Below are 20,657 nucleotides of genomic sequence, written 5' to 3' on the forward strand. Positions count from 1 at the left end.
AGATCATACGAACGACAGGGGGCACACGATCATGCCGAGCCCAGCAGGCCACCCACCAGAACCACTTCCCAGCGGGCATGAACAAAGTAACGGGGCGAGGGGCGGCGGCGTGAGACTCGGTGGGGGCGGGGAGAGGGGGCGGAGGCGGCCGGTAGACTGGCGGCGCCATGATTCAGACCCTCGACCTCCGCGGCCGTCGTCCCTCCGCCGCCGAGTTGCTCGCGCTCGTGCCCCGCAATCCGGGGACCTCCGCGGCAGTCGGACCGGTCGTCGCTGAGTTGATCGCTGACGTCCGTAAGCGCGGAGCCGAGGCACTGCTCGATCAGTCTGAGCGCATGGACGGAGTCCGCCCGCCGCACCTGCGCGTCCCGGCCGAGCAGATTGCCGACGCTCTCGACCGGCTCGCTCCGGCTATCCGCCGTGCCCTCGAGGAGGCGATCACCCGCGTCCGCCGCGCCAGCGTCGCGCAGATCCCGCCGCCCCGCACGACGGAACTCGATGACGGCGCCACCGTCACTCAGCGCTGGCAGCCCGTCGCCCGCGCCGGCCTCTATGTCCCCGGCGGCAAGGCTGTCTACCCGTCCAGCGTCATCATGAACGTCGTGCCCGCGCAGGCGGCCGGAGTCGCCTCCATCGCCCTCGTCTCACCACCGCAGAAGGCGTTTGGTGGAGCCGTGCACCCGACGATCCTCGCGGCCGCGGCCCTCCTGGGTATCGACGAGGTCTATGCGGCCGGAGGCGCGGGCGCCATCGCTGCGTTGGCCTACGGGATCGACTCCATCGGCCTCGACCCCGTCAACATCATCACCGGGCCCGGCAACATCTGGGTCACCACCGCGAAGCGCCAGGTGGTGGGTCAGGTCGGCATCGACTCCGAGGCCGGCCCGACCGAGATCCTGGTGATCGCCGACGACTCTGCCGACGCGCGCCTCGTCGCCGCTGACCTGGTCAGCCAGGCTGAACACGACGAAGCCGCCTCCGCCGTCCTGGTCACCAACAGTGCCGAACTCGCCGCCGCCGTCGGGCGAGAGATCGCTGAGCAAGCCGCTACGACCCACCACGCTGAGCGCGTGACAATCGCCCTGAACGGCCCCCAGTCGGCGCTCGTGATCGTGGATGACCTCGACCTCGCATGCGCATTCAGTGACGCTTACGGCCCAGAACATCTTGAGCTGCACACAGTCGACCCCGAGGCCACGGCCGGGCTGATCCACGACGCCGGCGCGATCTTCCTCGGCCCGACCACGCCGGTCAGCCTTGGCGACTACCTCGCAGGTTCCAACCACGTCCTGCCGACGCTGGGTCAAGCACGTTTCTCCTCCGGACTCGGCGCGTACACGTTCCTGCGGCCGCAGCAGCTGATCTCTTACGATCGCGCGGCACTCGAACGGGTCGCCCCGCACATTCGCGTCCTCAGCGACGCCGAGGCGCTGCCCGCTCACGGTGACGCCGTCGACGCTCGCTTCGCCTGACCTGGAAAGGCTCCGATGTTCTGCCCCTTTTGCAGGCACCCCGACTCCCGCGTGATCGACTCGCGAACGAGTGATGACGGCCTCTCCATCCGCCGCCGCCGCCAATGCCCGTCCTGCGGCCGCAGGTTCTCGACTACCGAGACCGCGAGCCTTGTCGTGATCAAGCGCAGCGGCGTCGTCGAGCCGTTCAGTCGGGAGAAGATCGTCAGCGGGGTCCGGAAGGCCTGCCAGGGCCGGCCGGTTACCGACTCCGACCTGGCGGTGCTCGCCCAGCGGGTGGAGGAGCACATCCGCTCGACCGGGGCCTCCCAGATTGACGCGAACGATATCGGCCTCGCGATTCTCGCCCCACTGCGCGAGCTCGACGAGGTCGCGTACCTGCGCTTCGCCAGCGTCTACCAGGCCTTCGACTCCCTGGACGACTTCGAATCCGCGATCACCCTGCTCCGCACCGAGCGCACCGCCACACTCCACGACGACGCGATTTGAGACTCCGTGTACCCGCTGCTGTTTCGCGCGTTCCTGAGCCGCCTCGACCCCGAGCAGGCGCATCACCTCGCTTTCTCGATGATCCGTGCCCTTAGATTCGCTGCTCCGCTCGCTCGCCGCTGTACTGCGCCGGCCGCCGACCTCTCGGTCGAGGCGCTCGGCCTACGCTTCGAGACACCGTTCGGCATGGCGGCAGGGTTCGACAAGGACGCGACGGCGGTTCTCGGCCTCGGCGCACTCGGCTTCGGACACGTCGAGGTCGGAACGCTGACCGCTCGCCCGCAGCCCGGTAACGAGCGCCCACGTCTCTTTCGGCTCATTGCCGACCGGGCTCTTCTCAACCGTATGGGCTTCAACAATCACGGGGCCGAGGAGGCCGCCCGCCGTCTGATGCGCCTTCGAAAGGCTCGCCGACGGCCCATCATTGGCGTAAATATCGGAAAGAGCCGGGTCGTCGCCGTCGATGACGCGATCGAGGACTACCTGATCAGCACCCGGCTCCTGGCACCACTGGCCGACTATCTGGTGGTCAATGTCAGCTCGCCCAATACGCCGGGACTGCGCGGCCTGCAGGAGATCGACAAGCTGGAGCCGCTGCTGGCTGCGGTCAAGGGTGCCGCGGATCCGACACCCCTCCTGGTGAAGATCGCCCCCGACCTCGAGGATGGCGAGGTCAGCGGTGTCGCGGAACTCGCGGTGCGCCTGGGCCTTCGCGGCATCATTGCCACCAACACGACGATCTCGCGCGAGGGCCTGAGCGCTGATCCCGCTGTCGTCGAGGCAGCCGGAGCCGGTGGTCTCTCGGGCGCTCCGCTCGCCGCTCGCTCGCTCGAGGTGCTGCGCCTGGTCCGTGCCGTCGTCCCCGCCGATTTCTGCGTGATCTCGGTCGGCGGAATCGAGACCGCAGCCGATGTCCGCGAGCGCCTCGACGCGGGCGCCTCCCTGGTGCAGGGCTACTCTGGCTTCGTCTACCGGGGCCCTCTCTGGGCACACCAGATCAGTCGCGGGCTCGCCCGCACTGCTTCCTGAGTCGTTGCACCCGCCCTCGGCGACGAGAGGCGCAACTCGGCAAGAACATGCGGGCAGGCTCGGCCGTCACTCGGGAAAAGCGCCGCGCTTCACCTGCGGCTTGGGAAGGCGCATCACACGCAGCTGAAGGGCGCGCGTCGCGGCGTACCAGCGGACGCCCTTCTCGACCTTGTCGGCCCCGAAGCGCTCGGCGAGCTTCCGGCGCATCCTGGTGCCGAGGAAAATGCAGTCGATCACCGCGATGAGGAAGAAGACCCAGATGATGAGGAGCGAGGCTGACTGTAGCTCGGGCTGGGGGAAAAAGCTGAGCAGGAGCACGATGACCATCACGGGGATGAGGAACTCGCCGAGGCTGAATCGCGCGTCGACCCAGTCGCGGATGAACTTGCGCTGCGGACCTCTGTCGCGCAGCGGCAGGTAGCGCTGGTCCCCGGCTGCGAGGCCGAGGCGAGCCTGTTCGCGTGCGACGGCGGCCTTCTCGCGGGCGTCCCGGGCCGCCTGCTTGCGGTCGGTGACGACCAGCGGACGCTTCCGGGCCAGCTCCTGCTCGCGCCGCGTCGGCGTCGGCCGCCCCTTGCCGATGCCGGGAGTGTTGGCGTCGTCGGGCGTGTCAGTTGCGATCGGGTGTTTAGCCACGGGAACGTCCTTGAAATCGGGGATCTCTTAAGATTACCTCCATGGCTCACGACGCTCTCACTCCGTCCGTCCTCTCCTTGGCCGAGGAGGCCGTCCTCACCGCTGTACAGGACGATTTGCCCCGCTCGCTTGCCCAGCTCGGGCAGCTGGTGCGCATTCCGTCCGTGTCCTGGGATGGCTTCGACGCGACGCGGGTGGCGGCCAGCGCTGAGGCGATCGCCGAGCTCGCCCGCGAGACCGGTGTCTTCGATGAGGTCTCGATTCGCAGCTCCGAAATCGGCGACTCCGGCGTGCTCGGCCAACCGGCCGTCTTGGCGACTCGTGCCGCGCGCAACGGAGCGCCCACCGTCCTCCTCTACGCGCACCACGACGTCCAGCCGCAGGGCGCCGAGGAGGCGTGGGAAACACCTCCGTTCGAGCCGACCGTGCGCGGCAATCGCCTGTTCGGCCGTGGCGCCGCCGATGACAAGGCCGGGGTGGTCTCGCACCTCGCCGCCGTGCGCGCGCTCCGCGAGGTGGCTGGCGATGACCACGACCTCGGGCTCGTCCTCTTCATCGAGGGGGAGGAGGAGTTCGGCTCCCGGTCCTTCTCGACGTTCCTGCGCGAGCACCACGACGCCTTGCGCGCCGACGCGATCATCGTCGCAGACAGCGATAACTGGGACGTGGACACTCCGGCGCTCACTGTCGGGTTGCGCGGCACCGTCACCCTCACCCTCACGATCAGCACGCTCGACCACGCCTCTCATTCGGGGATGCTCGGCGGCGCCGTGCCCGACGCGATGCTTGCCGCGGTGCGCCTGCTCTCAACGCTGTGGACGGAGGACGGCTCGGTGGCGGTGGCTGGGCTGACCGAGCACGACGGAGCGGTCCCGGAGACCACGGAGGCCGACCTGCGCCGCGACTCAGGTCTGCTCGATGGCGTCTCGCCGATCGGGACCGGACCGATCCTCTCGCGCACGTGGTCGAAGCCGGCGATCACCGTGACCGGAATTGATGCGCCGAGCGTCCTCGACGCGTCGAACACTCTCACCCCCTCGGTGCGCGTGAAGATCAGTGCTCGCGTCGCTCCCGGCCAGGAGGCGGCGGAAGCCTTTGCCGCCATTGAGCGGCACCTGCGCGCGAACGCTCCGTTCGGAGCACACCTCTCCCTCGACGACGTCGACACGGGGAATCCGTTCCTCGTGGACGCCTCGGGGTGGGCCGTCGACCTTGTCAAAGGCGCGATGGCGGATGCCTGGGGAAGGGAGCCGCTCGAAACGGGAATCGGTGGCAGCATCCCGTTCATCGCCGATCTCGTCCGGGAGTTCCCTGAGGCCCAGATCCTCGTGACCGGGGTGGAGGACCCGGATTCCCGCGCTCACAGCCCGAACGAGTCGCTGCACCTGGGCGTGTTCAAGCGGGCCGCGCAGACGGAGGCGCTGTTCCTGCTCCGCGCCGTCGCTCATCGCGGCTGACGGCCGCACGCCGGCCAGGAATATCCTGGGCGGCGCCCGGGTTACAGACGTACACTCTCGACAGATACGTCGACCGATCCACCCGTTCCCCCGAGGAGTGACATGACAGACACGACACTGATTGACCAGACAGTGGCTCCGGTCGCCCAGCCCAGCACGGCACACGGCGTCTCGATGACCCCGACTGCGGCAGCCAAGGTGAAAAGCCTGCTCGAGCAGGAGGGCCGCGACGACCTCCGCCTGCGGGTCGCCGTACAGCCGGGCGGATGCTCCGGCCTCATCTACCAGCTCTATTTTGACGAGCGCACCCTCGACGGCGATGCGGCGGTGGAGTTCGAAGGCGTCGGCCTCGTTGTCGACAAGATGAGCGTGCCCTACCTCGACGGCGCCTCGATCGACTTCGAGGACACGATCCAGAAGCAGGGTTTCACTATCGATAACCCCAACGCGGGCGGCAGCTGCGCCTGCGGCGACAGCTTCCACTGACGCGAACCGGCACTCGCCGTTCGTGACTGCACCAGACGGTCACGAGGTCAAGAGCACCCCGCCGTGCGCCGAGGAGCCGGAGGGGAAGGGTAGGCTGGGGCCGGTCTAATACAGTTTCGTGTGAACTGGTCCCCAGTCTTCCGAAAGGTCACCGGTGCGCTTCAATCGCCGTATCCGCAGATGGGTCGCTGCCCCCATCGCAGGAGCCCTCGCCCTCGTCCTCGCGGGCTGCACCCAGGAGCAGCTCCAGGGCTGGCTGCCCACCGAACCCGGTACGACGAACCACGTCGACCGGGTCATCGGGCTCTGGGTCACCTCCTGGATCGTCCTCCTTGCCGTCGGCGTCGTCACGTGGGGCCTCACGATCTGGGCGGTGGTCGTCTACCGGCGCCGCAAAGGGCAGACCGGTCTTCCAGTTCAGCTGCGTTACAACATGCCGATCGAGATCTTCTACACGATCGTGCCGCTGATCCTCGTGATCGGCTTCTTCGCCTTCACCGCCAGGGATCAGGCCGCGATCGAGCAGCCTTACGACGACCCGGATGAGACCATCCAGGTGTACGGCAAGCAGTGGGCGTGGGACTTCAACTACGTGGACGAGGACGTCTACTCGGCCGGTATCCAGGGCCAGTACCGGGAGGGCGGCGCCGCGGCCGGCTCACTCGTCGAGTCCGAGGTTCCGACCCTGTATCTGCCGGTTGGAAAGAAGATCAAGCTCCAGCTCGACGCGCGCGACGTCATCCACTCCTTCTGGGTCGTCGACTTCCTGTACAAGAAGGACATGATCCCCGGCAAGACGAACTACATGTACGTCACGCCGCTCAAAGAGGGGACCTACAGCGGCAAGTGCGCCGAGCTCTGCGGTGAGTACCACTCGGCGATGCTCTTCAACGTGAAGGTCGTCTCGCAGAGCGAGTACGACGGCTACATCCAGTCGTTGCGCGACGCGGGCCAGACAGGCCAGCTCGGCGCCGAGTACAACCGCAACAACAACTTGCCCGGCACTGGCGCGCCGGCCCGCACCGAGAACGAGGAGTAAGGGAGCATGAGCACCGCTACGGCACCCGCCCCGACCCGCGCGTTCGGCATACCACCGGTCCAGCGCAAGGCGAACGTCCTGGTCCGGTGGATGACATCCACCGACCATAAGGTCATCGGGTTCATGTACCTGATCACGTCGTTCATCTACTTCTGTATTGCCGGTGTGATGGCCCTGGTCATCCGTGCGCAGCTCTTCGAGCCCGGCCTCAACGTGGTCGAGACCCGCGAGCAGTACAACCAGCTCTTCACGATGCACGGCACGATCATGCTGCTGATGTTCGCGACGCCGCTCTTCGCCGGATTCGCCAATGTCCTCATGCCGCTCCAGATCGGCGCACCTGACGTCGCTTTTCCCCGCCTCAACGCGTTCGCCTACTGGCTCTACAGCTTCGGCTCGCTCATCGCTGTCGCGGGCTTCGTCACTCCGCAGGGCGCAGCGTCGTTTGGATGGTTCGCCTACGCGCCACTATCGAGCACGACTTTCTCGCCGGGGTTGGGCGGCAATCTCTGGGTCTTTGGCTTGGCGCTCTCGGGCTTCGGCACGATTCTCGGTGCGGTCAATTTCATCACTACGGTCATTACGATGCGCGCCCCGGGCATGACCATGTTCCGGATGCCGATCTTCACGTGGAACATCCTCGTGACATCGATTCTCGTGTTGCTCGCCTTCCCGGTTCTCGCCGCCGCGATGTTCGCCCTCGGGGCTGACCGGGTTTTCGACGCTCACATTTACGATGCGGCCAACGGCGGTGTCCTCCTCTGGCAGCACCTCTTCTGGTTCTTCGGACACCCCGAGGTGTACATCATCGCGCTGCCGTTCTTCGGCATTGTCTCTGAGGTCTTCCCGGTCTTCAGTCGCAAGCCGATCTTCGGCTACAAGACGCTGATCTACGCGACAATCTCCATCGCGGCCCTCTCCGTCACCGTGTGGGCGCACCACATGTATGTGACCGGCTCCGTCCTGCTGCCGTTCTTCTCGCTAATGACGATGCTCATTGCGGTACCGACCGGCGTGAAGATCTTCAACTGGGTCGGCACGATGTGGCGCGGCTCGGTGACGTTCGAGACTCCGATGATCTGGGCGATCGGCTTCTTGATCACCTTCACCTTCGGAGGTCTGACGGGCGTGATCCTCGCGTCGCCGCCTCTCGACTTCCACGTGTCCGACTCCTATTTCGTGGTGGCGCACTTCCACTACGTCGTGTTCGGCACCGTCGTGTTCGCGATGTTCTCGGGCTTCTACTTTTGGTGGCCCAAGTGGACGGGCAAGATGCTGAACGAGACGCTGGGCAAGTGGCACTTTTGGCTGCTGTTCATCGGCTTCCACACCACCTTCCTCATTCAGCATTGGCTCGGCGTCGTAGGCATGCCCCGTCGTTATGCGAGCTACCTGCCCGAAGACGGCTTCACCTGGATGAACCAGGTGTCGACGGTCGGAGCGATGATCCTCGCGGTCTCGTTGATCCCGTTCTTCTTAAACGTGTACATCACGGCCCGAAAGGCGCCCAAGGTGACGGTGAACGACCCGTGGGGCTTCTCCCGGTCGCTCGAGTGGGCGACGTCTTGCCCACCGCCCCGGCACAACTTCACGTCTATCCCGCGCATCCGTAGCGAGGCTCCTGCCTTCGATCTCAATCACCCCGAGGCGGGCATCCCGGTTGGTATTGGTCCGGCGAAGGATGCCCCAGACGCCCCCACATATGACAAGTCGGAAGGCACGGTGAAGTAGGGCTATGCGCGCGAACGTCACTCTGTTCTGGCTCCTCGCCGGATTCTTTCTCCTCGCTGACATCGTGTACATTGCTTGGTCGCTGATCGACACCGGCCAGGTGGAGTGGGTCGGAGCGGTCGCTATCGGTCTCTCGTCGGTGCTGGGCGCGTTCATCGCGTTCTACGTCGGCCGAGTGCATAGCGCGCAGGGCGCTGAACTCCCCGAAGACCGCCTCGATGCCGACATCGACGATGGCGATCCCGAGCTGGGCTTCTTCAGCCCGTGGAGTTGGTGGCCGCTGATCCTCGGTGGCTCCGCGGCGCTGGGCTTCCTGGGCCTTGCCGTGGGCTTCTGGATTACATACATCGCCGTCGGCCTGTTTCTGGTTGCGATCGCGGGCTGGGTGTACGAGTACTACCGCGGGTACTTCGCCCGGTAGGGCGACTCGCTCGGCTAAGGGCCGGGTGCGCGAGACGGATGTCTCTTGCGCACCCGGCCTTTTCGTCCGTTCGGGGGTGTCCCTACACGGTTTGTCAGGCTGCGGCGGTGGCGGACAGTGGGGCTCGGGTTGAGTAGGGGCTACCGTCGCGGATTATGGCGGGAGGACGTCGCAGCGGCGGCGTGCGAGGGTGATGTGAGCCTCGGTGTGGCGTTTCCCATGTGCAACTCCACGGTCGTAGTAGGCGCGGGAGACGGGGTCCCGGAGGACCGCGAATGCGGAGAGGGCACTTTTTGCCGAAGACTTCGGTGAGGAGTCGGGCTGTGGTCCTGACGCCGACCCCGGGCGTGGTCGTCGGGATGGGGTGAAGAGGGTGAGCCTCCGCGAGGCGTTCGACTTCGACCGCGATCTCACTGCATTAGCTGCGGCGGTGGCGGAGGCGCTAGTCGCCCGCCACAGAGAGGCGGTTGCCGTAGTCAGCTCCGATAAGCACGTCGACGTCGTCGTATCCGGGGACGTTCATTCCCACCCCGAGACTCTCTGCTCCTCAGGTCCACTGCTACCCAAATCGGCCTGGTCACGGGTGATGGGCCTCGACATCCACGTGACGATCGGCACTCTGCGCGACGCTGGGCCACTCCCGGCGCGGTGATTGATTCACGGCGATACACCCGCCGTCTCGATGGGCGTTTCGGGAAACGGGGCGGTTGTATCGAGCAGAGCCGTGCCGCCAACGACGAAGGGCCCGGACGAGTGAACGTCCGGGCCCTTCGATGTCGGAGAAGTCAGTGCTCGCTGTGAGAACTTTCGAGTTCCTTCTGCGTGACGGGAGTGATGCGGTCCTCGAAGAACCAGCGGGAGAGGCCCGCGCGCACGCGCTCCGGAGCCGTAATACGACCACGAGAGTTCGGCCGGATCATGAGCGGCTCGTACTCGTCCTGCCCAACCAGCTTCCAGCGCTCGTACTCATCGAGCTGCTGGTGCACCTCGATGAACTCGCCACCGGGGAGGCGGACGATACGGCCGGACTCGAAGCCGTGCAGGGCGATCTCACGATCCTTCTTCTGCAGCGCGAGGCAGATGCGCTTCGTAATGAAGTAGGCGATGAACGGACCCGCAAGAAGCAGGAACTGCAGGGTGTGGATCACGCCCTCCATCGTGAGGTGGAAGTGCGTAGCGATGATGTCCGAGGATGCTGCGGCCCAGAGAACAGCGTAAAAACTGACTCCGGCTGCGCCGATCGCCGTACGCGTCGCGGCGTTGCGCGGGCGGTCGAGCAGGTGGTGCTCGCGCTTATCACCTGTGATCCACGCTTCGATGAACGGGTACATCATGACCGCGACGATGAAGAGACCCAGGCCACCGAGTGGGATCAGGATGTTGAACGAGAGCGTGCCGATCCCGGGGATCGCCCATTCGAGTCCCGGCGGAATCAGACGCAGCGCACCGTCAGCGAAGCCGATGTACCAGTCGGGCTGGGTTCCCGCTGACACGGGGGAGGGGTCGTACGGGCCGTAGTTCCAAATCGGGTTGATCGTGAACAGGGAGGCGATCAGGACGACGACGCCGAAGACGATGAAGAAGAATCCACCGGCCTTGGCGGCGTAGACCGGGAGTACCGGATAACCGACGACGTTCTGCTCCGTCTTGCCGGCACCGGGAAACTGGGTGTGCTTGTGCACGACCACGAACACGAGGTGCAGCGCGATGAACGCGAGTACCAACGCCGGCAGGAGCAGGATGTGCAGCGTGTAGAGACGGCCGACAATATCGGTGCCCGGGAACTCGCCGCCGAAGAGGAGGAACGAGATCCACGTCCCCACGATCGGGATGCCCTTGACCATGCCGTCGATGATGCGCAGCCCGTTACCGGACAGCAAATCATCGGGGAGGGAGTAGCCGGTGAAGCCCTCTGCCATCGCAAGGATGAAGAGGACGAATCCGATCACCCAGTTGAGCTCGCGCGGCTTGCGGAAGGCTCCGGTGAAGAAGATGCGGAGCATGTGCAGGCCGATCGAGGCCACGAACAGCAGGGCCGCCCAGTGGTGGATCTGACGCATGAGTAGGCCACCGCGGATATCGAACGAGATGTCGAGAGCCGAGGACATGGCCGCTGACATCTCGATGCCCTTGAGCGGCAGATAGCTGCCTTCGTAGTGCGTTTCGACCATCGAGGCCTGGAAGAAGAAGGTGAGGAAGGTCCCCGACAGCAGGATGATGACGAAGCTGTAGAGCGCTACCTCGCCGAGGAGGAAGGACCAGTGGTCGGGGAAGATCTTGCGCCCGAACTCCTTGACGACTGCGGAGATGCTGGTGCGCTCGTCAATGTAGTTCGACGCCGCTCCGACGTAGCCCTTTTGGAACTTGCCGCTTCCGAGAATGACACCGTCGTCGGGCTCCGCAGGGGAGCTGGACGGGCGTGAGGGGGTGGTGGTGGACATGTGAGTCATCGCTCCCAGAAGGACGGTCCGACGGGCTCCGTGAAGTCGCTTCTGGCGACCAGGTATCCCTCGGCATCGACGGTGATGGGGAGCTGCGGAAGCGGACGCTTCGCCGGGCCGAAGATGACCTCGGCCTCGCGCTTGATGTCGAATTGCGACTGGTGGCACGGGCACAGCAGGTGGTGGGTCTGCTGCTCGTACAGCGCCACGGGGCAGCCGACATGCGTGCAGATCTTGGAGTAGGCGACGATTCCGTCATAGTTCCAGGTCTCGCGACCGGCGCTGACGGTGAGGTCTTCGGGCTTGAGGCGCATGAGGAGAACGGCGGCTTTCGCCTTCTCCTCCAGCTTGTCTTCGACGTCGTTGAGGCCCTCAGGGATGACGTGAAAAGCGGAGCCGAGAGTGACGTCCGATGCGAGGATCGGCGCTCCAGACGGATCCAGGGTGAGTCTCGTGCCCTCTGTCCACAGTGTGGTCTTGAGGAGGGCGACGGGATTCTCATTCTGCGGTCCGAGACCGCGGAACAGGATGACGGCGGGTAGAGGGAAGACGACGAGCGATGCGATCAGGCTGTTGCGTACGAGAGAGCGGCGGCCGAAACCGGACTCCTTATCGGACTGGTCGAAGATCTCGAGCGCGCGGGCGCGGGTGGGTTCCGCGCTGCGGACGGGGTGGCGGATGTCGATGCCCTCGTGGTCCGACATCAGCTGCTTGCCCCAGTGGACAGCCGCTATGCCGATGGCGAGGAGGGCGAGGGACATGCCGAGGCCGATGAACAGGGTGTTCAGGCGGACCGACGAGACGTCGTCGGTGATTGGGAACGCCATATATGCGGCTACTGCGAACAGTGAACCTGCGAAGGAGAGGTAGAAGAGCGTGTACACCGTGCGCTCGGCACGCTTCTCGACCGTGGGGTCGAGATCGGTCATCCGGGGGCGATGCGGCGGGAGACCCGGGTCCTGAACGCGGTCTCGCGTTACGACCGCGGTGCCGGCCTGAGCCGTCCCGTGCCCGGTGGCCGACGAGGTGGCGAGGTCGCTGCCACCCTCATCGTGCTCTGCCATGGTTCTCCTTTTCACGCCGTGTCGGCACCAGTCGGTGCCGTGGGTCATTCGCGCCCGTCAGAGCGCAGAAGTCGTCTAATTGGATCGAGCGGTGATCCACACCGTCAGGGCCACGATCGCTCCGAGTCCGAAGATCCAGAGGAAAAGGCCCTCCGCTACCGGCCCGAGGGAGCCGAGCGCGAACCCGCCGGGGGACGGGTTGGCCTCGATGTACTTGAGGTACGAGATGATGTCGCGCTTGTTCTCCGGCGAGATGTTGAGGTCGTTGAACACCGGCATGTTCTGCGGACCGGTGACCATCGCCTCGTAGATGTGCGCCTCAGTGACTCCGTTGAGCGCGGGAGCGAACTTGCCCTCGGTGAGTGCACCGCCCGCGCCCGCCACGTTGTGGCACATGGCGCAGTTGATCCGGAACAGCTCGGCGCCGTTTGCGCTGTCGCCCTGTCCGTCGAGGACCTCGCCCTCGGGGATCGCGGGACCGGGGGCCAGCGACGCGACGTAAGCCGCGAGCTGCGCGACCTCGTCGTCGGTGAACTGAACTGGCTTCTCGAGTGCCTGCGGGCCTTGCATCTGCAGCGGCATACGGCCGGTACCGACCTGGAAGTCGACGGAGGCGGCGCCAACGCCGATCAGGGACGGAGCGTTATCGGTGCCGTCGGCAGCGAGTCCGTGGCAGGTGGCGCAGTTGGCGGCGAAGAGCTTGGAACCCTGATCGATCGTCTGCTGACTAGTGGCCGACGTCTCTGCGGAGGCCGCCGTGGCGACGCCGACGGCTGCGTAGGTGCCACCGGTGAGCCCGAGGCCGATGGCGATCAGGGCCAGAGTGGCCAGCGGATGGCGGCGACCTCTCTTGGCTCGGCTCTTCGTCTTCGGGGAGCCCATCGAGGCGTCCTTCCTGCGGGGATCGGGAGTGTGGTGGTTCATCGGCGAGCGCGTCACTTGAGGAAGTAGATGACGGCGAACAGGCCGACCCAAACGACATCGACGAAGTGCCAGTAGTAAGAGACGACAATCGCGCTCGTCGCCTCCTTGTGGCCGAAGTTCTTGACCGCGAACCCGCGGCCGATGATGAGGAGGAAGGCGATGAGTCCGCCGGTGACGTGCAGGGCATGGAAGCCGGTCGTCAGGTAGAAGGCGGAGCCGTAGGCGTTACTGGAGAGTGTGACGCCCTCTGAGACGAGAGTGGCGTACTCGAGAACCTGACCCGAGACGAAGACCGCTCCGAGGGCGTAGGTGAGGAAGAACCACTCGACCATGCCCCACTTGAACGGGCTGAGGCCCGTCGCGCGCGGCTGCAGGCGCTCGGCGGCGAACACGCCGAACTGGCAGCTGAACGAGGATGCGACGAGGATGACGGTGTTCACACCCGCGTAGGGCACGTTCAGGATCTCGGTTTCGGCGCCCCACAGCTCCGGGGAAGTGCTGCGGAGGGTGAAGTAGATCGCGAAGAGTCCCGCGAAGAACATAACCTCACTGCCCAGCCAGACGATCGTTCCGACCGCGACCGGGTTGGGTCGGTTCACTACGGGCGCGGTGGCCGTGGGGGAGAGAGAGGTGCTCGTCACACAGACCATTATGGCCGATGGCCAGGGTGGGAAGTCGCACTTCCCGGTAGGTGATCCTCGTCGCATAATCTGTGAGCCATGTCGGAAACCCTGTCCTGGCCGCACGTTCTCACCACACTCCTCGAGTCCTCCGATTTGAGTGTCTCGGAGGCGACCTGGGCGATGGAGCAGGTCATGGAAGGGGCGGCGACTCCCGCCCAGCTGGCTGGACTTCTCGTCGCTCTTCGAGTGAAGGGCGAGACCGTGGACGAGATCGTGGGCTTTCGCGACGCGATCCTCGATCATGCGGTGCCGTTAGATGTCGATTCGATGGCGCTGGACATCGTGGGCACAGGCGGAGACTGCTTCGGTACCGTCAACATCTCGTCGACCGCGGCAATCATCGCGGCAGCGGCGGGAACGCCGGTGGTCAAGCACGGCAATAGGGCCGCCTCCTCCTCGTCCGGGTCCTCCGATGTGCTCGCCGCACTCGGAGTCGATCTCACCCTCTCGCCGGAGGGGGTGGCGGACGTCTTTCGACGCACAGGCATGGCCTTCGTCTTCGCGACGATGTTCCACCCCGGATTCCGGCACGCCGGTGCGGTCCGCGCTGAGCTGGGCGTGCCCACCGTCTTCAACTTTCTTGGTCCGCTCTGCAACCCGGCACGTCCGGAAGCCTCCGCCGTCGGCGTCGCTCACCTCGACCGCGTTCCGCTCGTCGTCGGTGTGTTCCAGACCCGCGGAGCCACAGCGCTCGTCTTCCGCGGGGACGACGGGCTCGACGAGTTGACGACGACCGGTCATAGCCACATCTGGGAAGTCTCGCGCGGTTCGGTTGTCGAGCACGACCTCGACCCGCGCGATCTAGGCCTGCGTCGCGCGCAGATCGACGAGTTGCGCGGGCGCGATGCCGCCTACAACGCGAGCGTGGTGCGCTCGGTGCTCGGCGGCGATGGCGGCCCGGTGCGCGACATCGTCCTCCTCAACGCCGCCGCTGGGCTCGCTGCCTTCGACCTCGCGCGGGACCCCGGCCTCGTCAGGACGCCGATCCTCGAGCGCCTGCAGGAGGCGATGACGCGTGCCGCCGACGCCGTTGACTCCGGCGCCGCCACGGCGAAGCTCGACGAGTGGGTGCGCGAGACCCAGCGCGCCGAGTAGGCCGCCCAGCATCCGAACCCCGGCTTTTCGAGCACAGGGCGTAACGTGGGAGCGCTGTTCGCAACGGTGCGGACAATGACCGATCACATGCCGGATCGCTCGCAGGACGGGACTCCCGAGTGGTGGCCCGGCCCTGGAGGAGACCTCAATGAAGAAGCTCATCAACGACCCGAAGAACGTCGTGGCGGAGTCGGTGGCCGGCTTCGGCCTCGCTCACGCCGACCTGGTGCGTGTGGAGGCGGATCCCCTCGTCGTCGTGCGGGTCGACGCACCGCGGCGGGGCAAGGTCGGCATCGTCAGCGGCGGTGGGAGCGGGCACGAGCCGCTGCACGCAGGATTCGTGGGCCTCGGGATGCTCGACGCAGCGGTTCCCGGGCCCGTCTTCACCTCGCCGACCCCTGATCCGATCGTGGCGGCGACCCTGGCGGTCGACGGGGGTGCCGGCGTCCTCCACATCGTGAAGAACTACACCGGAGACGTCCTGAACTTCGAGACCGCCGCCGACCTCGCCGGCGCGGAGGGCGTCGAGGTCCGTTCCGTCATCGTCGACGACGACGTCGCCGTCAAAGATTCGCTCTACACGGCTGGTCGACGGGGCGTAGCAGGCACGGTGCTCGTGGAGAAGATCGCAGGGGCGGCCGCCGAGCGCGGCGATTCCCTAGATGAGGTTGCGGTGATCGCCGAGACCGTCGTCGCGAACGTGCGGTCGATGGGCGTTGCCCTCAGGCCGTGCACTGTGCCGCATGCCGGCGAGCCGAGCTTCGAGCTGGGCGAGGACGAGATCGAGATCGGTATCGGGATCCACGGCGAGCCCGGGCGCGCGAAAATACCTCTCGAGCCGGCCGACCGGATCGTGGACCGGATCCTCGAGCCGATCCTCGAAGACCTCCCCTTCTCCGCCGGCGACACCGTGCTGCTGCTTGTCAACGGGATGGGCGGGACGCCGCAGATCGAGCTGTATATCGCCTACCGCCGGGCAGCTGAGGCGCTGGCTGCGAAGGGCCTTAACGTGACGCGGAGCCTGGTCGGGAACTACACGACCTCGCTCGAGATGCAGGGGTTCTCGCTCTCGGTGCTCAAGCTCGATGACGCGCTCACCGCGCTGTGGGATGCTCCGGTGCAGACGGCGGCGCTGCGGTGGGGACGATGACGGGGACGACCACCGAAGAGAAAGGCATGACGATGCAGGACGAACCGGGAGTGCTCGATGTGGCGTGGGCGATGGCGTGGATCCGCCGTGCGGCCGAAGCCATCGCGGAGCACCGGGTCGAGTTGATTACGCTCGATCGGGCGATCGGCGATGGCGATCACGGGGAGAACATGGATCGCGGCTTCCAGGCGGTGCGCGCGAAGTTGGAGGCTGCCGGTGGCGTGGCCACGCCCGCTGAGGTGCTGAAGTTGGTCGCGACGACACTGATCTCGACGGTCGGCGGGGCATCCGGACCCCTGTTCGGTACGGCATTCCTCAAGGCTTCCGGAGCGGTCGCGGGCAAGGAGTCGCTGGATGGCTCCGATGTCGTCGCTCTGCTCACCGCAGCACGCGACGGTATCGTGCTGCGCGGCAAAGCCGAGGTGGGCGACAAGACGATGGTGGACGCGTGGACCCCAGCCGTTGAGGCCGCCGCGGAATCGGCCGGCGGGGGAGCCGCTGGCTCGGCCGTCCTCGCCGCTGCTGCCGATGCGGCGCAGACGGGAGCCGAGTCCACGGATCCGCTCGTCGCTCGAAAGGGTCGTGCCAGCTACCTCGGCGAGCGAGCAATCGGTCATCGCGACCCCGGCAGCGTGTCGACCGTGCTGCTCCTGCGTGCAGCGGTCGAGGCGACCGCATGAGCGTCGGTCTGGTCCTCGTTTCGCACAGCGCGCGGCTGGCGGAGGGGTTGGTCGACATCGCAGAGCAAATGGTCGCCTCCGTCTCGCTCATCGCCGCGGGCGGGACGGACGACGGTGGCATCGGCACCAGTTTCGACCGGATCACGGTCGCGATCGGCGAGGCGGATTCGGGGGATGGCGTCGTCGTACTCTGCGATCTTGGCTCGGCAATCATGACGGCGGAGACGGCGCTGGAGTTTCTCGACGACGCCGCGCGAGAGCGCGTGCGGATCGCGGATGCACCCCTCGTCGAGGGGACTGTCGCAGCCGCGGTGGCCGCGGGGACGGGCGCGCCGCTCGACTCTGTACTAGCGGCGGCGGAGTCGGCAGGCGGAGCGGCTGCACGCGGAGAGGCGGCCGTCTCGCCCTCGGTCGGCGAGCCCGCTGCCAAGCCCGCGCAGCGACGCGTCCGCCTGATCAACCCCAACGGTCTGCATGCAAGGCCAGCCGCCGACTTCGTGACGGTGGCGACCACGTTCGACGCGCGCATCGACGTGAACGGCAAAGATGCGACAAGTTTGCTCGGCGTGATGGCGCTCGGGCTCGACCGGGGCGACGAGGTCGTTGTGTCGGCGTGGGGGCCGCAGGCAGAGGAGGCGGTCGGCCGCCTGGCCGCACTCATCGAATCGGGCTTCGGCGAGGTGTAGCTCAGACCCAGCGACCGCGGAGGCGCTGGCTCCTACTGTGGGCAGATGGCCCTTCGCGGAACCCGCCCCCCATCGGTGCTGCTCCGTCGGCTCGTGATGATCCCTCGGGTGGTGCGACGAGCGGATGCACGCGCGGCGCGGCGCCTGAACATGGGTCACTCGTCCGCGGTAGCCGATGGGGCACTCGTCGGAGCGTCGCGCGCGGCCGATCACGGCATCCTGTGGCTGGGCCTCGGTGTCGTGCTTGTGCTGGCCGGTCGCCCGCGCGAAGCGGTGCGGGGCGCCGCCTCCCTCGCCGTCGCCAGCGCGATCGCGAATCTGGTGGGCAAGAGGCTGTTCGGCGGCGATCGGCCGCTGCTGGTCGACGTACCGGTCGGTCGTCGGCTCGCGACGGTGCCTACCTCGCCGTCGTTCCCCTCTGGCCATGCGGCAAGCGCCGCCGCCTTCGCCACGGGAGTGGCGCTGGAGTCGCCGCGGGCCGGCGCGGCTGTCGCTCCGCTCGCCGCCGTGGTCGCCTTCTCGCGGCTGTATGTCGGAGTGCACTGGCTCTCGGACGTGCTCGGCGGAGCGACTCTCGGCGCCGCAGTCGCCACGATCGGCAGGCTCGTCGTCCCCGCTCGCCCGCGTCACGTCGCAGTGTCGGAGCGCGCCAGTCGACCACCCGTCGATCGTCGTCCGCTGGGCGACGGCGCCACCCTGCTGGTGGTGCTCAATCCCGGGGCTGGCCGCGACTCGCACCGACCGGATCCGGCGCCGCTGATCCAGTCCCGCTTCCCCCGTGCGCGCGTGCACCGGTTGAGTGGTGGTGAGGATCTCGGCGACGTCGTCCGGTCCGCGCGGGCTGGCGCGTCACCTCCCGAGGTGCTCGGCATCTACGGGGGCGACGGCACCATGTCGGTCGGAGCCGCCGTGGCGCGCGCGGAGGGGATGACGCTGCTCGTGCTACCCGGGGGCACGATGAACCACTTCGCCAAGGCGTTGGGGCTGCTCACCGTGGAGGACGCGCTGGACGCGGCGACTCTCGGCGAGCGCCGTGACGTCGATGTGGCCGAGGTGGTCGCCGACGACGGCGAGCCGGTGACAGTGCTCAATACGGTCTCGATCGGTGTCTACCCTGAATTCGTCGCCGCGCGAGAGAAGCGCGAGAAGTCGATCGGCAAGCCGCTCGCCGCCGTGATCGCGGCTTTCTCCGTCGTTCGAAGTACCGATCCCTTCGAACTGCGCCGGGACGGGCGAATCGACCGTGTCTGGTCGTACTTCGTCGGGGTGAACCAGGAGCATCCGCGCACGGCGACGCCGCTCGCCCGACGTCGACTGGACGACGGGTGCCTCGACGTGCGGATCCTGCACTCTGGACGCACGCCCCGCACACGGGGCGCCTTCTCGCTCGTTCTCGGACGCACCGCCAGCCCACTGCTCGGGCGCATCCCCGGTTGGCGCGCACCCGTGGTGGAATCGTTCTCGACCCGCGAGATGACCGTCGGCGCTCGCCGACCCGCGGGCGCGGATACGGAGTGGGCGCATGACGGCGAAACCGAGTGCTTCGACGGCGCCCCAGACGGATTTGACGAGGCGACGGTACGCATCATTCCACTCGGTCTGCGCGTCTTTGCGACGGCTGACTGACCACCCGCAAGGAGAGCCGCATGAGCGAGACTGACATCCTCCGGCGTCTCGGAGACGACCTCGGTGAGCGCCTCGTCACGGACGGTCCGGCCTTCGAGGCAGTCCACTCCGACAAGTCAGGCTGGTCGAGTCCGGGACGTGCACTCGCTGTGGTGCAGGCGCAGAGCGTGGCCGATGTCCAGGCGGCCCTGAGGCTCGCCGCCGAATTCCGAGTGCCCGTGGTCCCGCGGGGCGCTGGAACGGGGGTGGCCGCCGGGGCGATTGCGACAGAAGGAGCGCTCGTCGTCTCGACCGCAGCGATGGACCGGATTCTCGAGATCTCACTCGAGGACGAGCTGGCGGTGGTCGAGCCGGGCGTGCTCAATCAGGCGCTCTCGGACGCCGTAGCTCCCTCCGGACTGGTGTTCTCCCCCGACCCGGCGAGCAAGGCGATCTCGAGCATCGGCGGCAACATCGCGACGAACGCGGGCGGCCTGCTCTGCGCCAAGTACGGTGTCACCCGTGAGGCGGTGCTCGGCCTCGCCGTCGTCCTTCCCGGAGGTCGCCTCCTGCGCACCGGCCGGCGCAGCGTGAAAGGCGTCACCGGCTACGACCTCACGGCGCTACTCACGGGGTCGGAGGGAACCCTCGGTGTCATCGTGGAGGCAACCGTCAAGCTGCGCCCGATCCCTGCCGGGCCCGTGGTCACGCTCGGCGCCTACTTCCCGAGTGTGGTGGCTGCGGCCGCCGCCTCCGCCGCGATCACCGCCGCGCGCCTCCGACCGGCGGTGATGGAGCTGATGGATGAGGCGGCGCTCGCGGCAATCGCGCGCTACACGGGCGTTCGCCTCGATCGCGGATCGGCCTACCTGCTCGTACAGACAGACGGCGGGGGAGCGGCGGAGGAGGCGCGGCGGATCCTCGAGATCGTCACGGCCTGCGGGGGCGAGGCGGAGGCCACCGAGGATCCAGCGGAGGGTGAGGCGCTGCTCGCCGTGCGCCGCGCGTTCCATCCGGCGCTCGAGGCAGAGGGCGATGTGTTGATCGAGGACGTCTGCGTGCCCCGCTCGGCGCTCCCCGCGATGTTCGCCGCGATCCGCGGGATAGAGGAGCGGACCGGCCTGAGTATCCCTACGGTCGCTCATGCCGGCGACGGGAACCTGCACCCGAACTTCGTCCTGCCCGCGGGCACTGATGTCGTCGGTGAGGGCGTCTGGGAGGCAGCGGCGGAACTCTTCCGCACGGCGCTCGCGCTCGGTGGGACTCTCACCGGCGAGCACGGCGTCGGCCTGCTGAAGCGACGCTGGCTCGCGGAGGAGCTCGGGGACGATTCGCTGGCCCTTCAGCGGGGGATCAAGGCGGTCTTCGACCCGCTCGGGATCATGAATCCGGGCAAGATGTTTTGAGATGTGCTCCCGTGGGAGCACCGTGAGCTGCGGAATGGGTGGGCGGCGCCCCAGTCGGTCAAGGCAATCTTCGATGAGTGGCACCTGGACGAGTTCGCCGATGACGCGTTCGTCGATCAGGACGTCGCGGTGACGAAGCAGCTCGAGGAGCTGCAACGCTGTG

General features: G+C 66.9%; 20 protein-coding genes and 1 pseudogene. 15 read left to right on the forward strand and 6 right to left on the reverse strand.

All coding sequences use genetic code 11. From position 1 onward, the window contains the following. Positions 1 to 167 precede the first annotated feature (167 nt). Genes hisD through B0H03_RS15355 form a run of 3 tightly spaced genes read left to right on the forward strand, consistent with a single transcriptional unit; the run spans position 168 to position 2,990 of the window. Complete coding sequence (gene hisD / locus B0H03_RS15345; RefSeq protein ID WP_104264108.1) at positions 168 to 1,472, forward strand: histidinol dehydrogenase; 1,305 nt, start codon at positions 168 to 170, stop codon at positions 1,470 to 1,472. A gap of 15 nt (positions 1,473 to 1,487) precedes the next feature. Then, positions 1,488 to 1,961 carry a transcriptional regulator NrdR gene (gene nrdR / locus B0H03_RS15350; RefSeq protein ID WP_104264109.1) on the forward strand — a complete coding sequence of 158 codons (474 nt, stop codon included), beginning with the start codon at positions 1,488 to 1,490 and terminating at the stop codon, positions 1,959 to 1,961. Between the two features lie 6 nt (positions 1,962 to 1,967). Further along, positions 1,968 to 2,990 carry a quinone-dependent dihydroorotate dehydrogenase gene (locus B0H03_RS15355; RefSeq protein ID WP_104264110.1) on the forward strand — a complete coding sequence of 341 codons (1,023 nt, stop codon included), beginning with the start codon at positions 1,968 to 1,970 and terminating at the stop codon, positions 2,988 to 2,990. 66 nt (positions 2,991 to 3,056) lie between these two features. Here B0H03_RS15355 and B0H03_RS15360 read toward each other — a convergent pair whose 3' ends face one another. Beyond that, positions 3,057 to 3,626, reverse strand: coding sequence for a DUF3043 domain-containing protein (locus tag B0H03_RS15360; RefSeq protein ID WP_181075015.1), 570 nt, complete (start codon positions 3,624 to 3,626; stop codon positions 3,057 to 3,059). A gap of 41 nt (positions 3,627 to 3,667) precedes the next feature. On the opposite strand from B0H03_RS15360, the gene B0H03_RS15365 reads away from it, so the two are divergent. The 5 genes from B0H03_RS15365 to B0H03_RS15385 all read left to right on the forward strand — a co-directional run bounded on the left by B0H03_RS15365 (position 3,668) and on the right by B0H03_RS15385 (position 8,760). Further along, the gene (locus B0H03_RS15365) at positions 3,668 to 5,083 is read left to right on the forward strand and encodes a dipeptidase (protein ID WP_104264112.1); all 1,416 of its coding nucleotides are present in this window, start codon (positions 3,668 to 3,670) and stop codon (positions 5,081 to 5,083) included. Between the two features lie 102 nt (positions 5,084 to 5,185). Beyond that, on the forward strand, positions 5,186 to 5,569 hold the full coding sequence (erpA, locus tag B0H03_RS15370; protein WP_104264113.1) for an iron-sulfur cluster insertion protein ErpA: 384 nt from the start codon (positions 5,186 to 5,188) through the stop codon (positions 5,567 to 5,569). A 154-nt stretch (positions 5,570 to 5,723) separates the two neighbouring features. Further along, positions 5,724 to 6,608: an aa3-type cytochrome oxidase subunit II gene (gene ctaC / locus B0H03_RS15375; protein WP_104264114.1), complete on the forward strand. Its 885-nt coding sequence runs from the start codon at positions 5,724 to 5,726 to the stop codon at positions 6,606 to 6,608. Between the two features lie 6 nt (positions 6,609 to 6,614). Next, positions 6,615 to 8,339 carry an aa3-type cytochrome oxidase subunit I gene (ctaD, locus tag B0H03_RS15380; RefSeq protein WP_104264115.1) on the forward strand — a complete coding sequence of 575 codons (1,725 nt, stop codon included), beginning with the start codon at positions 6,615 to 6,617 and terminating at the stop codon, positions 8,337 to 8,339. Positions 8,340 to 8,343: 4 nt separating this feature from the next. Then, positions 8,344 to 8,760, forward strand: coding sequence for a cytochrome c oxidase subunit 4 (locus B0H03_RS15385; protein ID WP_104264116.1), 417 nt, complete (start codon positions 8,344 to 8,346; stop codon positions 8,758 to 8,760). Positions 8,761 to 8,854: 94 nt separating this feature from the next. On the opposite strand, the pseudogene B0H03_RS17195 reads toward B0H03_RS15385, so the two are convergent. Beyond that, positions 8,855 to 9,172 (reverse strand): annotated as a pseudogene (locus tag B0H03_RS17195) (IS110 family transposase); the annotation flags it as partial. Here B0H03_RS17195 and B0H03_RS16310 point away from each other — a divergent pair. Further along, on the forward strand, positions 9,134 to 9,412 hold the full coding sequence (locus tag B0H03_RS16310; protein ID WP_127843870.1) for a hypothetical protein: 279 nt from the start codon (positions 9,134 to 9,136) through the stop codon (positions 9,410 to 9,412). The pseudogene B0H03_RS17195 and the gene B0H03_RS16310 sit on opposite strands and share 39 nt — an antisense overlap. A gap of 133 nt (positions 9,413 to 9,545) precedes the next feature. Here the strand turns inward: B0H03_RS16310 and qcrB are convergent, their stop codons facing one another. From qcrB to ctaE, 4 genes are all read right to left on the reverse strand, one after another. Beyond that, positions 9,546 to 11,201 carry a cytochrome bc1 complex cytochrome b subunit gene (qcrB, locus tag B0H03_RS15390; protein ID WP_104264117.1) on the reverse strand — a complete coding sequence of 552 codons (1,656 nt, stop codon included), beginning with the start codon at positions 11,199 to 11,201 and terminating at the stop codon, positions 9,546 to 9,548. Positions 11,202 to 11,206: 5 nt separating this feature from the next. Continuing rightward, positions 11,207 to 12,265, reverse strand: coding sequence for a cytochrome bc1 complex Rieske iron-sulfur subunit (gene qcrA, locus B0H03_RS15395; RefSeq protein WP_104264118.1), 1,059 nt, complete (start codon positions 12,263 to 12,265; stop codon positions 11,207 to 11,209). A gap of 75 nt (positions 12,266 to 12,340) precedes the next feature. Then, positions 12,341 to 13,147 carry a cytochrome bc1 complex diheme cytochrome c subunit gene (gene qcrC, locus B0H03_RS15400; RefSeq protein ID WP_104264119.1) on the reverse strand — a complete coding sequence of 269 codons (807 nt, stop codon included), beginning with the start codon at positions 13,145 to 13,147 and terminating at the stop codon, positions 12,341 to 12,343. Between the two features lie 53 nt (positions 13,148 to 13,200). Beyond that, positions 13,201 to 13,839: an aa3-type cytochrome oxidase subunit III gene (ctaE, locus tag B0H03_RS15405; RefSeq protein WP_104264120.1), complete on the reverse strand. Its 639-nt coding sequence runs from the start codon at positions 13,837 to 13,839 to the stop codon at positions 13,201 to 13,203. A 69-nt stretch (positions 13,840 to 13,908) separates the two neighbouring features. On the opposite strand from ctaE, the gene trpD reads away from it, so the two are divergent. The 6 genes from trpD (at position 13,909) to B0H03_RS15435 (ending at position 20,494) form a co-directional block, all read left to right on the forward strand. Next, positions 13,909 to 14,967 (forward strand): anthranilate phosphoribosyltransferase, encoded by a 1,059-nt coding sequence (gene trpD, locus B0H03_RS15410; protein ID WP_104264121.1) that lies wholly within the window; start codon positions 13,909 to 13,911, stop codon positions 14,965 to 14,967. Positions 14,968 to 15,115: 148 nt separating this feature from the next. Further along, positions 15,116 to 16,117: a dihydroxyacetone kinase subunit DhaK gene (gene dhaK, locus B0H03_RS15415; protein WP_104264122.1), complete on the forward strand. Its 1,002-nt coding sequence runs from the start codon at positions 15,116 to 15,118 to the stop codon at positions 16,115 to 16,117. A 26-nt stretch (positions 16,118 to 16,143) separates the two neighbouring features. After that, the gene (dhaL, locus tag B0H03_RS15420) at positions 16,144 to 16,797 is read left to right on the forward strand and encodes a dihydroxyacetone kinase subunit DhaL (RefSeq protein ID WP_237399480.1); all 654 of its coding nucleotides are present in this window, start codon (positions 16,144 to 16,146) and stop codon (positions 16,795 to 16,797) included. Beyond that, positions 16,794 to 17,483, forward strand: coding sequence for a dihydroxyacetone kinase phosphoryl donor subunit DhaM (gene dhaM / locus B0H03_RS15425; RefSeq protein WP_104264123.1), 690 nt, complete (start codon positions 16,794 to 16,796; stop codon positions 17,481 to 17,483). The genes dhaL and dhaM overlap by 4 nt, the downstream gene beginning before the upstream one ends. Positions 17,484 to 17,528: 45 nt before the next feature. Beyond that, on the forward strand, positions 17,529 to 19,109 hold the full coding sequence (locus tag B0H03_RS15430; protein ID WP_165827997.1) for a bifunctional phosphatase PAP2/diacylglycerol kinase family protein: 1,581 nt from the start codon (positions 17,529 to 17,531) through the stop codon (positions 19,107 to 19,109). A gap of 20 nt (positions 19,110 to 19,129) precedes the next feature. Beyond that, on the forward strand, positions 19,130 to 20,494 hold the full coding sequence (locus B0H03_RS15435; RefSeq protein ID WP_104264124.1) for an FAD-binding oxidoreductase: 1,365 nt from the start codon (positions 19,130 to 19,132) through the stop codon (positions 20,492 to 20,494). Positions 20,495 to 20,657 lie beyond the last annotated feature (163 nt).

The organism is Rathayibacter iranicus NCPPB 2253 = VKM Ac-1602, from assembly GCF_003149025.1.
Classification (GTDB): domain Bacteria; phylum Actinomycetota; class Actinomycetes; order Actinomycetales; family Microbacteriaceae; genus Rathayibacter; species Rathayibacter iranicus.

Excerpts from the sequence above, each read along its gene's own strand:
- ctaE (WP_104264120.1), bottom strand. The coding sequence starts at position 13,839 with ATGGTCTGTGTGACGAGCACCTCTCTCTCCCCCACGGCCACCGCGCCC.
- B0H03_RS15365 (WP_104264112.1), top strand. The coding sequence starts at position 3,668 with ATGGCTCACGACGCTCTCACTCCGTCCGTCCTCTCCTTGGCCGAGGAG.
- qcrA (WP_104264118.1), bottom strand. The coding sequence starts at position 12,265 with ATGGCAGAGCACGATGAGGGTGGCAGCGACCTCGCCACCTCGTCGGCC.
- erpA (WP_104264113.1), top strand. The coding sequence starts at position 5,186 with ATGACAGACACGACACTGATTGACCAGACAGTGGCTCCGGTCGCCCAG.
- qcrB (WP_104264117.1), bottom strand. The coding sequence starts at position 11,201 with ATGTCCACCACCACCCCCTCACGCCCGTCCAGCTCCCCTGCGGAGCCC.
- hisD (WP_104264108.1), top strand. The coding sequence starts at position 168 with ATGATTCAGACCCTCGACCTCCGCGGCCGTCGTCCCTCCGCCGCCGAG.
- dhaK (WP_104264122.1), top strand. The coding sequence starts at position 15,116 with ATGAAGAAGCTCATCAACGACCCGAAGAACGTCGTGGCGGAGTCGGTG.
- nrdR (WP_104264109.1), top strand. The coding sequence starts at position 1,488 with ATGTTCTGCCCCTTTTGCAGGCACCCCGACTCCCGCGTGATCGACTCG.
- B0H03_RS15385 (WP_104264116.1), top strand. The coding sequence starts at position 8,344 with ATGCGCGCGAACGTCACTCTGTTCTGGCTCCTCGCCGGATTCTTTCTC.
- dhaL (WP_237399480.1), top strand. The coding sequence starts at position 16,144 with ATGACGATGCAGGACGAACCGGGAGTGCTCGATGTGGCGTGGGCGATG.
- dhaM (WP_104264123.1), top strand. The coding sequence starts at position 16,794 with ATGAGCGTCGGTCTGGTCCTCGTTTCGCACAGCGCGCGGCTGGCGGAG.
- trpD (WP_104264121.1), top strand. The coding sequence starts at position 13,909 with ATGTCGGAAACCCTGTCCTGGCCGCACGTTCTCACCACACTCCTCGAG.
- B0H03_RS15435 (WP_104264124.1), top strand. The coding sequence starts at position 19,130 with ATGAGCGAGACTGACATCCTCCGGCGTCTCGGAGACGACCTCGGTGAG.
- B0H03_RS15430 (WP_165827997.1), top strand. The coding sequence starts at position 17,529 with ATGGCCCTTCGCGGAACCCGCCCCCCATCGGTGCTGCTCCGTCGGCTC.
- ctaD (WP_104264115.1), top strand. The coding sequence starts at position 6,615 with ATGAGCACCGCTACGGCACCCGCCCCGACCCGCGCGTTCGGCATACCA.
- qcrC (WP_104264119.1), bottom strand. The coding sequence starts at position 13,147 with ATGGGCTCCCCGAAGACGAAGAGCCGAGCCAAGAGAGGTCGCCGCCAT.